This is a genomic window from Oerskovia gallyi (assembly GCF_014836745.1).
Taxonomy (GTDB): Bacteria; Actinomycetota; Actinomycetes; order Actinomycetales; family Cellulomonadaceae; genus Oerskovia; species Oerskovia paurometabola.
In genome coordinates this window covers 4,224-15,715 of record NZ_JACSQE010000021.1, presented here as the reverse complement: position 1 = coordinate 15,715, position 11,492 = coordinate 4,224, and the positions used below count along the sequence as shown (strand labels likewise).

The following is an 11,492-nucleotide window of genomic DNA, read 5'->3' as shown; positions in this document are numbered from 1 at the left end:
CCCCCCCCCCCCCCCCCCCCCCACGGCCCGCCCCACGCCGGACGTCCACCCCTAGCACCAGGACGAATTCCATGAGCCTCGCCCTCCCCACGACAGAAGACCTCGACCGCCTGCGTGACCTGGCGCGCACCTCCGCGGAGGTGATCGCACAGCACCAGGACGGCGGCGGCGCCTACCCGGCCTCGCCCACGTTCAGCGCCTACCGGGGCTACGCCTGGTTCCGCGACGGGTCGTTCGTCGCCGAGGGGATGTCCCGCTACGGCGCCGTCGAGTCCGTCGACCGGTTCCACCGGTGGGCCGTGGGCGTCCTGACCTCGCGCGGCGAGCACGTCGCGGACCTGCTCGCGCGGGCCGACCGCGGCGAGCAGCTCCCCCTGACCGACATGCTCCCCACGCGCTTCCTGCTCGACGGCGCCGACGGCCAGGACCCCTGGTGGGACTTCCAGACCGACGGCTACGGCATGTGGCTGTGGCAGCTCGTGACCCACGCGGAGCGCCACGACCGCCCGCTCGACCCGTACCGCGAGGCCGTCGCCATCGCGGTCGACTACCTGCTCGCGGCGTGGGAGCTCCCCTGCTACGACTGGTGGGAGGAGCACGTCGAGGAACGCCACCCCTCGACGCTTGCCCCGGTCCGCGCGGGCCTCCTGGCCGTCGCGGGCGCCCGGTGCGCCGACGGCTCCCCGCTGCTCGACGACGTCCGCTCGGCCCGGGCCCGCGAGGTCGCCGACGCGATCAGCGCGCTCGTCCGGGCGGACGGCATGACGTCGGGCCGCGCGAGCGACCCCGACGCCCCGCACCTCGCGAAGTGGTTCGGCTCGGGCGCGGTCGACGCGTCGCTCGCCGCGTGCGTCGTGCCGTTCGGCCTCGTGGAGCCCGGTTCGCCGGTGGCCGAGGCCACGCTCGACGCCGTCGCGCGCGACCTCGACGCCGACGGCGGCGTGCACCGCTTCCGCACGGACGTCTTCTACGGCGGCGGCCAGTGGCTGCTGCTGTCCGCGCTCCTCGGCTGGAACCACGCCCGCGCGGGCCGGACCGACGAGGCGTGGCGCCACCTGCGGTGGATCGCCTCGCACGCCGGACCCGACGGGCAGATGCCCGAGCAGGTCCCCGACCACCTGATGCACCCCGGCTCCCGCGACGAGTGGATCGAGCGCTGGGGTCCCGTGGCCCAGCCCCTGCTGTGGTCCCACGGCATGTACCTGATCCTGGCCGACGAGCTCGGCCTCCTGACGACCGACCCGAACACGGAGCCGCACCCATGACCACCCTGATCCACCGCCCGGCCGGCATCGGCCACCCCTACGCCGCGTCGGCCGACCAGCGCCTGCCCGTGCACCCCGGGGCCGGGTCCTCCGTGAGCCTCGGCGTCGTCGTCGAGGACGCCCCCGCCGACGTCGCCGTCGCGTGCGAGTGGGACGACGGCTCGCAGGTCACGACGTTCGCCGCCGCGCCCGGGTCCGTGTCCCCCGCGGACGCGGCCGCGCTCGCGGGCGGCGACGGGCACCTCGCCGCGGCCCAGGCGGGCCAGCTCACGGCCGACGGCGCCTGGCACGCCACGAGCCCGACCCTCGAGGCGGGCCGCCGCTACCGCTACCGCTTCACGACGGCCGACGCCGCCACCGAGTGGTTCGACGTCAGCGCGGGGACGTGGACCTCGACCGCCCCGGCCGGGGGCCGCGGGGTGACCGTGGGCGGCGTGCCCGCCGACGAGCACCCGCTCGTCGTCCCCGGCTCGGTCGAGTGGTGGACCGACGAGGACGGCGCCCGGCGCGTGCGGTTCGCGTTCCGCCTCGACGCGTCCGAGCACGTGGTCGGGTTCGGCGAGCGGTTCGACGCCGTCGACCAGCGCGGCAGGAGCCTCGACGCCGTCGTGTTCGAGCAGTACAAGTCGCAGGGCGCGACGGGACGCACGTACATGCCGATGCCGTTCGCGCACGTCGTGGGCGGCTCCGGCTGGGGCTTCCACGTCCGTACGTCGCGGCGCACCTGGTACGACGTCGCCGCGTCGTCGCCCGACCTGCTCGTCGTCGAGGCCGCGCTGGGCGACGACGCCGCGCTCGACGTCGGTGTCTACGAGGGCAGCCCCACGGAGGTCCTCAAGGCGTTCGGCGACGAGGTCGGCCGCGCCGAGGAGCTCCCGTCGTGGGTCCTCGGACTGTGGGCGTCGGGCAACGAGTGGAACACCCAGCAGCTCGTCATGGACCAGATGGACACGCACCGCGACCTCGACGTCCCCGTGAGCGTCGTCGTGATCGAGGCGTGGAGCGACGAGGAGGGCATCACGATCTTCCGCGACGCCCGCTACGAGACCAACGCCGACGGCGCCCCGCACGCCGCCTCGGACTTCACGTACCCGGCCGACGGCGCCTGGCCGGACCCGAAGGGCATGATCGACGAGCTGCACTCCCGGGGCATCAAGGTCGTCCTGTGGCAGATCCCCCTGCTCAAGACCGAGCACGACCTCGGCCCCGACGTGCCCCACGAGGCACAGGTCCTCGCCGAGGGCAGGGCCATGGTCGCGGCCGGGCACGCGGTCCGCGAGGCCGACGGCAGCGCCTATCACAACCGCGGCTGGTGGTTCCCGCAGTCCCTCATGGCCGACCTGTCGACCCCCGAGGGCCGCGAGTGGTGGACCGCGCGCCGCCAGTATCTCGTCGCCGAGCTCGACGTCGACGGCTTCAAGACCGACGGCGGCGAGCACGCCTGGGGCGACGACCTCCAGTACGGCGACGGCCGCAAGGGCGACGAGGGCAACAACCTCTACCCCGTGCACTACGCCCGCGCGTTCGGCGACCTGCTGCGCGCGAACGGCAAGGCTCCCGTGACGTTCTCCCGCGCCGGGTTCACCGGGTCGCAGGCCCACGGCCTGCACTGGGCCGGGGACGAGAACTCCACGTGGGAGGCGTTCCGCTGGTCCATGAACGCGGGCATCACGGCCTCTGCGTGCGGCATCGTCTACTGGGGTTGGGACCTCGCCGGCTTCTCCGGGCCCGTGCCCGGCTCGGAGCTCTACCTGCGCGGGGTCGCGGCCGCGACGTTCAGCCCGGTCATGCAGTACCACTCGGAGTTCAACCACCACCAGCGCCCCCTGCGGGACCGCACCCCCTGGTACGTGGCCGAGACCAACGACGACCCCGAGGTCGTCGACGTGTTCCGCGCCTACGCCCAGCTCCGCGAGCGCCTCGTGCCCTACCTCGCAGAGCAGGCGCGGCACTCGATCGAGACAGGTGCCCCGCTCATGCGCGGGCTGTTCGTCGACCACGCGCACGACGAGAAGGTCTGGGAGCACGCCGACGAGTACCAGCTCGGCGACGACCTGCTGGTCCACCCCGTGACCGAGGAGGGCGCCACGACGTGGACCACGTACCTCCCGGCGGGCAAGTGGGTCGACGCCTGGACGGGGCGGCCCGCCACCGGCGAGGCCCACGGTTCCGGGGTCCTCGTGACGCGGGACGTCCCGCGCGACGTCATCCCGGTGTACGTGCGCGCCTCCGCGTGGGAGGGGCTGGCGGCGGTCTTCGCGCGGTAGCGGCGTCCCGGTCCGACGACTGAGGACGCCGGACCGACAGCGCCGCCGAGGCGGCGATCAGGGCCCCACTCGTCACGACGACGGGTGGGGCCCTGCGGCGTTCCACGGTGACCGGCGCCCCTGGATCGGCTCGGCCCCGCGGCGCCGGTGGCGCGCCCGATCGTCCGCCTCGCCCAGCACGGGCGCTACTCTTCCGCCATGGTGACTTCCGCACCCGAGACCGACGAGACCCTGACCGAGGCGATGGTCACATGACTCGCCGCGAGGAGTCACCGGCGCCGGATCGCCCTGCCGCGTCCGCCATGCCCAGCGGCCCGGACGACGCGGAGCTGTGGGCGGAGGTCGACGCCGCGCACCGGGCGCTGTGGGACGCGCGGAGGGCTTTTGCGGAGCAGTCTCGGGCACGGGTCGGGCTGCTCTCGCGCGCGCTGCGCGCCGGAGACGCGACGGACGAGGCGGCCGCCGCGCTGGGGTTCCTCCTCGAACGCCCCGACGACGCGCCCGACCTGTTCGACGAGCTGGTCGACCTGGCGACACACGGCGCCCGGACTGTCGAGGCACGACGCGTGATCAGCCTCGGTGCGATCTTCTACCCTGCGGCGATGCGAGAGGTCGCCCTCGAGCGGCTCGAGACGGCGGACGCCCCCGTGGCGCGGACCATCACCACCCTGTTCTCCTTCACCATGGGAGCGACCCGGGGCGATGCCGACCGATCGGAGGCCGACCGCGGGTCCGGGTGGACCCCTGAGGACGAGGACCGCTGGGCTGCGGTCGTCACTGCCCACACCGGCCTGGACCGCGCTCGGGCGACGTACTTCCACCGGGCGGCCTCACGCGTCGAGCGGGCCCGGGAGGTGCTGCGGACCTCGACGAAAGGGGGCGGCATCACCACTCTCGGGTTCCTCGAGACCTGGCCCGACGACGTACCGGACCTGGTCGACGAGGTCGTCGGCCGGGCGTTGATCATCACCGAGGCGCTCCACGCCCGGCGCGTGCTGGCCCGCCGCCGGGACGTCATCGTCCCGGCGGTCCGCGAGAGCGTCCTGCGCCGTCTCGACGGGGCCGACGACTTCGACGTCCGGCGGCTCGCCGAGCTGCTCGACCACCTCGCCGACGAGGAAGGGCTCCGCGCGCTCGTCGCGATCGCGCGACAGAGCGACGATCCCGACATCCTGGAGGCCGTGGACGACTACGACCCGGACCGGTCGTGACGACGATCTCGACGGCGTCGCACCCCTTGGACGGAGACGACATGACGAGTACCGAAGGCACCGCCTCCCCCTCGACGTCCAGCGACGCCCCGGCGCAGGGAGCGCAGAACGCCGACGCCTCGGGAGCCACGGACGACGACGCGCTCTGGGCGGACGTCGTGGCGGCGACGCGAGAGCTGGCGCGGGTGGGCCACGAGTTCAGACAGCACGCGCAGGATCGCCCGGGCGTGCTCTCCCGAGCACTGCGCGCGCGCAGCTGGGACACGGTCGCGGCCCTCGGCTTCCTCGACAACCTGGGGGACGACGTGCCTCGACTGCTCGACGACCTCATCGAGGTGACCTTGGACGACGGCTTCGGGCTCAAGGCTCGATGCGTCATCGACGAATGGAGCTACACGGTCGGTCGACAGGTGCGCGAGAAGGTCCTGAGCCGCCTCGAAGCGGCAGGTTCGCTCGACGTCCAGCGGCTCGCCGAGCTGCTCCTCCACCTCCGAGACGTGGAAGGCCTCCGGCTGCTCGTCGCGCGAGCGCGACAGAGCGACGATCCCTCCGTCCGAGAGGTCGCCGACGACTACGATCCGGACCGGTCGTGATGCCCCCGGCAACGCCGACACCACGGGAGCGAAGGACGCCGCCGCGCGCGGGTCGGGTACGGCGTGGCCATGTCGCCCTCCCCCACGCCGTCAGCCGAACGCCGTGACCTGGGCTTCGTCGATCCTCAGCAGCCGACCTCCCCCAGCGGCCAGCTCGTACGGGTCCCCGGTGTGCTCCTGGGTCCATCGCACGTCGCCCGTCGCCAGGTCGAGTGCGGTGACCGAGCTCGTGCCGGGCGCGGTGGGGACGACGAGGAGCGCGGAGAAACCGTCGGTGAACGTGCCGGTCACGCGGTACGACACCGCACCGGACGCGGGGTCGGCCGCCCGCCGCCACCGTTCCTCACCCGTCGTGGCGTCCAGGGCGACCGTCTCCCGGTCGACCGTCTGCACCATCACGACGTCCGCGCCGCGGACGAGCACCTGACGCGCGGCGACCGGTGCGGTCCAGGCGGTCGTGCCGTCCCTGTGGACGGCGAGGAGCGCCTCCCCCTGGTCGAGCAGGACGAGGTGAGGCACCAGGAGGTCGCGGGCACCTTCCCCGAGCACGAGCCCCTCGTTCGTCCAGAGCACCGTGCCGTCGGCCGAGACGGCTTCGACAGGTCCCGCGACGGCCGTCCCCGACGAGCGGAGGTAGGACCCGTTGCCCAGGGCGATGACCTGCACCATCCCCGGTGGTTCGTCGACGACCTGCCCCCCAGGCGTCAGGTAGGACAGGACGCCACATCCGTGGACCGCCACCGTCCCCGACCGGTAGACCGCACGGACGGCATCACCTTCCGTCGCGCACAGGGGGTCCTGCGCGTCCTCCCTCACGGTCAGCCGTCGCTCCCACGCCGCCGTGCCCGTCCGGACGTCGACGGACCGGACCACGACCCCCGTCTCGTCTCTGGCGGCCTGGAGCACCGTCCCGCCGGGACCGGCGACCGCCTCGCCCCGGCGTGGGTCCATCTCTACCTCGGCCACCACCGCACCGTCGACGCTCACGAGTCGGGCCGCGGTGGCCTCCTCCCCCTGGCCCAGGCACACGAAGGCCGACACCTCCGCCGTTCCCTCGACGCGCACCTGGTCGGCGGCGCAGACCTGCCGTGTCAGGTCGTCCAGCCGCCAGCGCTCGTCGCCCGACCCGAGGTCGTACCCGACGGTCCCGGAGCGCCCCGGGATCACCAGCAGGTCCCCCACGGTGAACGGCTCGCCCTCGTCGCGGTCGACGCTCCACTCGGCACGCGGCGCGTAGGTGAGGTCGAAGATCCTGTCCTCGGACGAGCGGAGCGTCTGGAGCGCGTCGTCCTGGGCCGCCCCGTCGCGCGTCACGACGACCGCGGCCGCCACCCCGAGCGTTCCGAGACCGACGGCGAGGCCGACCAGACGGGCGGCGCGACGCCGTCGTGCCGTACGGGTGAGGGGGCGTCGCGTCCGCTCCCGACGAGCCGGCTCCGGGACGCCCGAGCCCGGGTCGACACCCTCGGACGAGTCGTCGAGCACGAACGAGACCTGCTGCTGGCTGCGTCGGCGAGGCACGCCCGGAGCATAGCGGCGACGTCGGGGAGGATCGCCCGGCGGTCCGGGAGGGCGCCGACAGGCGTACGTTGGAAGGGCGACCGCAGGGACCGACGAAGGGATCTGCGACCGCGTGGACGGACGCCGGACCGGGGCCGAGGAACCACTCCGGACCCCTCCGTCTCACGCTTCGAGCAGATATTGGCTCAGATCATGGATTCCCCCTACGATCGTCAACACCATCCAGAGCGGTCGAGAGTCCTGGCTCGTTGACACCGCAGCAACCCCCCAACGGAAGCCTCTCGCGGGTACGGGTGCTACAGCCAGGTTCGATGGAGCGATTCATGACCGAGGCATCTTTCCGCGCACCCCTGCACCGCACCGGGGTCCCCCGCGCCAGCCGTCCGGCCGCCCTGGCCACCACCAGCACGACCCTCCTGACGGCCGCCCGATGAGCATCGTCGACCTGGGGCACTTCGGGCACGAGGCACCGCGGCCCACGGTGTCGTTCGAGCTCATGCCCCCGCGCCGCCCCGACGCCGCGCCCAAGTTCTGGGAGACGGCCCGCCGCCTCGTCGCGACCTCGCCCGACTTCGTGTCGGTCACCTACGGCGCGGCCGGCACGGACCGCGAGACCTCGCGCCGCGTCATCAGCCAGCTCCTGCACGGCACGCCCGTGCTGCCCATCGCGCACCTGACCTGCGTGGGCGCTTCGCGCGAGGACGTCGAGGACGTCATCACGGACTTCCTCGACGCGGGCGTGCGCAGCTTCCTCGCCCTGCGCGGGGACCCTCCGCGCGACCAGCCCGACTGGCGCCCCGCCGAGGACGGCGTGCGGTCGAGCACCGAGCTCGTGGCCCTGCTGCGCGAGGTCGAGGCCGCACGCTGCGCCGCGAGCCCGAGCGTCGCGCTGCGCGGCGCGGCCCGCCCCCTGACCATCGCGGTCGCGACGTTCCCCGACGGCAACCTCGCCGCGGGCACGAGCCGCACCCAGGAGGTGCGCCGCCTCTGGCAGAAGCAGCAGGCCGGAGCGGACTTCGCGATCACGCAGCTCTTCTACGAGGCGTCCTCCTACATCGACTTCGTGGCCGAGGCGCGCGCCGCGGGCGTGACCATCCCGATCCTCGCGGGCCTCCTGCCCATGACGGACCCGGCCCGCCTCGCGCGTGTCGAGGAGCTCACGGGCGTCCCCGCGCCGCGCCGCGTCGTCGAGGCCCTCGAGGCGGAGCCGGACCCGGACGCGCGCCACGCGCTGGGCATCCGGCACTCGGTCGAGCTCGCGCGCCAGGTCCTCGCGGCCGGCGCGCCCGGCCTCCACATCTACACCTTCAACAAGCACCAAGCCGCTCTAGACCTGCTCGAGGGAGTCGACCTCGGCGGTGGGGCAGCGGGGGACGCCAGCGGCGTCTCGTCCCGCACCCCCGACCTGGCCAGCGGGCCGTGGGTCTCCGGCACTCCCCTTCCCTCCGCCGAGCCTGCCCTGGGCAGCTCCTCGGTCTGACCAGTTCAGAGGTATTCACCATGAGTGCACCCACGTTCCCCTCCGGTTCCGTCCTCGGCTACCCCCGCATCGGCCCGCGCCGCGAGCTCAAGAAGGCCGTCGAGTCCTTCTGGGCCGGCAGGACCACGGCCGACGAGCTCGAGGCCACGGCCTCGGCGCTGCGCGTCGCGGCCGCCCAGCGTCTCGTCGACCTGGGCCTCGACGCCTCGTCGGGCGCCGTGCCCGGCTCGTTCTCCTACTACGACCAGGTGCTCGACGTCGTCGCTCTCCTCGGGGCGGTCCCGTCGCGCTTCGCGTCGCTCACCGACGAGAAGGGCGCGCTGGACCTCGCGGGCTACTTCACGGTCGCGCGCGGCGCCGGCGAGGACGCCCCGCTCGAGATGACCAAGTGGTTCGACACGAACTACCACTACCTGGTCCCCGAGGTCAGCGAGTCCACGCCGTTCCGCTTCGCGGACGACCGCGTCGTGCGCCAGTTCGTCGAGGCCAAGGACGCGGGCGTCGTGACCCGGCCCGTCGTCGTCGGGCCCGTGACGTTCCTCGCGCTGTCCAAGGCCGCCGACGGCAGCGCGCCCGGCTTCAGCCCGCTCTCGCGCCTCGCGGACGTCCTGCCCGTGTACGTCGAGCTGCTGCGCGCCCTGGCCGCGGCCGGTGCACCGTGGGTGCAGCTCGACGAGCCGGCGCTCGTGTCCGACTCGATCGACGTGCCGGCCGCCGAGGTCCACGCCGCGGTCACCGAGGCGTACCGCGTGCTCGCGACCGAGCTCGCGGTGGGCACCGAGCGCCCCGCGATCCTCGTGGGCGCGCCGTTCGGCGGGCTCCAGGGTGAGCACGACGGCCTCGCGCTCCTGGCCGCGACCGACGTCGAGGCGATCTCGCTCGACCTCGTCAAGGGAGCGGTCCCGGCGGGCCCCGTCGCGGGCCTCGCGGACAAGACCGTCGTCGCGGGCGTGATCGACGGCCACAACATCTGGCGCGCCGACCTCGCGGCGAAGCTCGCGCTCGTCGACGACCTGTCCGGCCTGGGCGCCGGCGCCGTCACGGTCGGCACGTCGACCTCGCTCCTGCACGTCCCGCACGACGTCGAGGACGAGAACTGGACGAACGGCTCGATCGACGCCCGCCTGCGTGACTGGCTCGCGTTCGCGGACCAGAAGGTCGGCGAGGTCGCGATCCTCGCCCGGGCGCTGACCGAGGGTCGTGACGCGGTCGCCGAGCAGATCGAGACGGCCCGCGCCGCGGTGGCCTCGCGCGCGGTGGCGAGCGGCGTCGTCGTGCCTGCGGTGCGCGAGCGCGCCGCAGCCCTGACCGAGGGCGACTTCTCGCGCGGCGACTACGCCGAGCGCGCGGCCGCCCAGCAGGCCAAGCTGAACCTCCCCCTGCTACCGACGACGACCATCGGGTCGTTCCCGCAGACCCCGGAGATCCGCCGGGCGCGCGCGCTCAACGTCAAGGGCGAGCTGTCCGACGCGGACTACACGACCGCGATGCAGGACGAGATCCGCCGCGTCGTCGAGCTCCAGGAGCAGATCGGCCTGGACGTCCTGGTGCACGGCGAGCCCGAGCGCAACGACATGGTCCAGTACTTCGCCGAGAACCTCGACGGGTTCGCGGTCACGGCGAACGGCTGGGTCCAGTCCTACGGGTCGCGCTGCGTGCGCCCGCCGGTCCTGTGGGGCGACGTCACGCGTCCGGCGCCGATCACGGTCGACTGGTCGACGTTCACGGCCTCGCTCACCGAGAAGCCGGTCAAGGGCATGCTGACCGGTCCGGTCACGATCCTCGCGTGGTCGTTCGTGCGCGACGACCAGCCGCTCGGCGACACCGCGAACCAGGTGGGCCTGGCCCTGCGCGACGAGATCGCGGACCTCGAGGCGGCCGGGATCGGGATCATCCAGGTCGACGAGCCCGCGCTGCGCGAGCTCCTGCCGCTGCGCAAGGCCGACCAGGCCGCGTACCTCGACTGGTCGGTGAGCTCGTTCCGCCTCGCGACCGCGGGCGTCGAGGCCGAGACGCAGATCCACACGCACCTGTGCTACTCGGAGTTCGGCGAGGTGATCGGCGCGATCGACGGCCTCGACGCCGACGTGACCTCGGTCGAGGCCGCGCGCTCGCGCATGGAGATCGTGCCCGAGCTCGCCGAGGCCGGCTACGGGCGCGGGATCGGCCCGGGCGTGTACGACATCCACTCGCCGCGCGTCCCGTCGACCGAGGAGGTCACCGACCTGCTCGAGCTCGCGGTGAAGTCGATCGACTCGCGCCTGGTGTGGGTCAACCCTGACTGCGGCCTCAAGACGCGTCGCTACGAGGAGACCGTGGCCTCGCTCGAGAACCTCGTCGCCGCGACGAACGCGGTGCGCGCCCAGCTCGGCTGATGCGCGAGACACCCCGGGGGCGGTGGGCTCAGGTCCGCCGCCCCCCGGGGTAGTTCTCCCCGTTCCCCCGACGAAGATCTACCAGTAGCATCGGCGCGCACATCGTCGCTCCACCATGGGGCGAGACAACCGTCCCGATGGGGGAACCATGCACGCCGCAGCACCCGCTCCGACCACGACCGACCTGCCGCTCTGGGTGGACGGGCGCAAGAAGATGCGCCTGACCGCCGCCGTCTCCCCGTTCCTGGCCGCGGTGCTGCTCACGGTCATCGCGTTCCTGCGGTTCGGCGACGAGGAGAGCTTCGTGCTGTTCCTCGTCATCGCGCTCGTCGCGGTGCTCGCGATCATCCTGCCGTTCCTCGTCTACTGGGTGCGCGAGGCCAAGCCCGTCGCGGTCGACCTCGCGGCCCGGACGCTGCGCATCGGCGACGGTCCGGCGCGTCCCTTCGCGGACGTCACGTACGCGTACACGCGGATCGAGCAGGGCTCCCTCACGCTGCGCTTCGGGTTCTCGGAGACCGACCGCACCGCGATCCTGCGCAACCTCACGCAGGTCGTGAGCTTCCGCCTGCCCGAGGCCGACGCGCGCGCCCTCATGGAGGTCTTCGCGGGCTCGAGCCTGCCCGAGGAGAGCGTGGCCACGAAGGCGTTCATGGCGCAGAAGGTCCTGCTCGGCAAGGCCGACGCGATCGAGGTCGTGGCGGCGCTCGCACAGCTCCCCCGCATCGCCTGACGGCCGCAAGCCACCGACGACGAGAGGGGCCCCGCACCGTGCGGTGC

8 protein-coding genes and 1 riboswitch are annotated in these 11,492 nt (G+C 73.4%); of the genes, 7 read left to right on the top strand and 1 reads right to left on the bottom strand.

Annotated features, from left to right (window positions below):
- Positions 1–71: 71 nt before the first annotated feature.
- From H9640_RS18745 to H9640_RS18730, 4 genes are all read left to right on the top strand, one after another.
- Positions 72–1,265 carry a glycoside hydrolase family 15 protein gene (locus tag H9640_RS18745; protein ID WP_191792293.1) on the top strand — a complete coding sequence of 398 codons (1,194 nt, stop codon included), beginning with the start codon at positions 72–74 and terminating at the stop codon, positions 1,263–1,265.
- On the top strand, positions 1,262–3,532 hold the full coding sequence (locus H9640_RS18740; RefSeq protein ID WP_191792292.1) for a glycoside hydrolase family 31 protein: 2,271 nt from the start codon (positions 1,262–1,264) through the stop codon (positions 3,530–3,532). The genes H9640_RS18745 and H9640_RS18740 overlap by 4 nt, the downstream gene beginning before the upstream one ends.
- A 251-nt stretch (positions 3,533–3,783) precedes the next feature.
- Positions 3,784–4,743: a hypothetical protein gene (locus tag H9640_RS18735; RefSeq protein WP_191792291.1), complete on the top strand. Its 960-nt coding sequence runs from the start codon at positions 3,784–3,786 to the stop codon at positions 4,741–4,743.
- 41 nt (positions 4,744–4,784) lie between these two features.
- Positions 4,785–5,336, top strand: a complete 552-nt coding sequence (locus H9640_RS18730) for a hypothetical protein (RefSeq protein ID WP_191792290.1) — start codon at positions 4,785–4,787, stop codon at positions 5,334–5,336.
- A gap of 90 nt (positions 5,337–5,426) precedes the next feature.
- Here the strand turns inward: H9640_RS18730 and H9640_RS19810 are convergent, their stop codons facing one another.
- Positions 5,427–6,857 carry an outer membrane protein assembly factor BamB family protein gene (locus H9640_RS19810; protein ID WP_191792289.1) on the bottom strand — a complete coding sequence of 477 codons (1,431 nt, stop codon included), beginning with the start codon at positions 6,855–6,857 and terminating at the stop codon, positions 5,427–5,429.
- A 215-nt stretch (positions 6,858–7,072) separates the two neighbouring features.
- A riboswitch (SAM riboswitch) is annotated at positions 7,073–7,175 on the top strand.
- Positions 7,176–7,287: 112 nt separating this feature from the next.
- On the opposite strand from H9640_RS19810, the gene H9640_RS18720 reads away from it, so the two are divergent.
- The 3 genes from H9640_RS18720 to H9640_RS18710 all read left to right on the top strand — a co-directional run bounded on the left by H9640_RS18720 (position 7,288) and on the right by H9640_RS18710 (position 11,445).
- Complete coding sequence (locus tag H9640_RS18720) at positions 7,288–8,337, top strand: methylenetetrahydrofolate reductase (protein WP_191792288.1); 1,050 nt, start codon at positions 7,288–7,290, stop codon at positions 8,335–8,337.
- 20 nt (positions 8,338–8,357) lie between these two features.
- The gene (gene metE, locus H9640_RS18715; RefSeq protein WP_191792287.1) at positions 8,358–10,712 is read left to right on the top strand and encodes a 5-methyltetrahydropteroyltriglutamate--homocysteine S-methyltransferase; all 2,355 of its coding nucleotides are present in this window, start codon (positions 8,358–8,360) and stop codon (positions 10,710–10,712) included.
- A gap of 148 nt (positions 10,713–10,860) precedes the next feature.
- Positions 10,861–11,445 carry a hypothetical protein gene (locus tag H9640_RS18710; protein WP_191792286.1) on the top strand — a complete coding sequence of 195 codons (585 nt, stop codon included), beginning with the start codon at positions 10,861–10,863 and terminating at the stop codon, positions 11,443–11,445.
- Positions 11,446–11,492: the final 47 nt, after the last annotated feature.

Bases quoted from the DNA above. Each gene is read 5' to 3' on its own strand.
- H9640_RS18745 (WP_191792293.1), top strand. From the start codon at position 72: ATGAGCCTCGCCCTCCCCACGACAGAAGACCTCGACCGCCTGCGTGAC.
- H9640_RS18740 (WP_191792292.1), top strand. From the start codon at position 1,262: ATGACCACCCTGATCCACCGCCCGGCCGGCATCGGCCACCCCTACGCC.
- H9640_RS18735 (WP_191792291.1), top strand. From the start codon at position 3,784: ATGACTCGCCGCGAGGAGTCACCGGCGCCGGATCGCCCTGCCGCGTCC.
- H9640_RS18730 (WP_191792290.1), top strand. From the start codon at position 4,785: ATGACGAGTACCGAAGGCACCGCCTCCCCCTCGACGTCCAGCGACGCC.
- H9640_RS18720 (WP_191792288.1), top strand. From the start codon at position 7,288: ATGAGCATCGTCGACCTGGGGCACTTCGGGCACGAGGCACCGCGGCCC.
- metE (WP_191792287.1), top strand. From the start codon at position 8,358: ATGAGTGCACCCACGTTCCCCTCCGGTTCCGTCCTCGGCTACCCCCGC.
- H9640_RS18710 (WP_191792286.1), top strand. From the start codon at position 10,861: ATGCACGCCGCAGCACCCGCTCCGACCACGACCGACCTGCCGCTCTGG.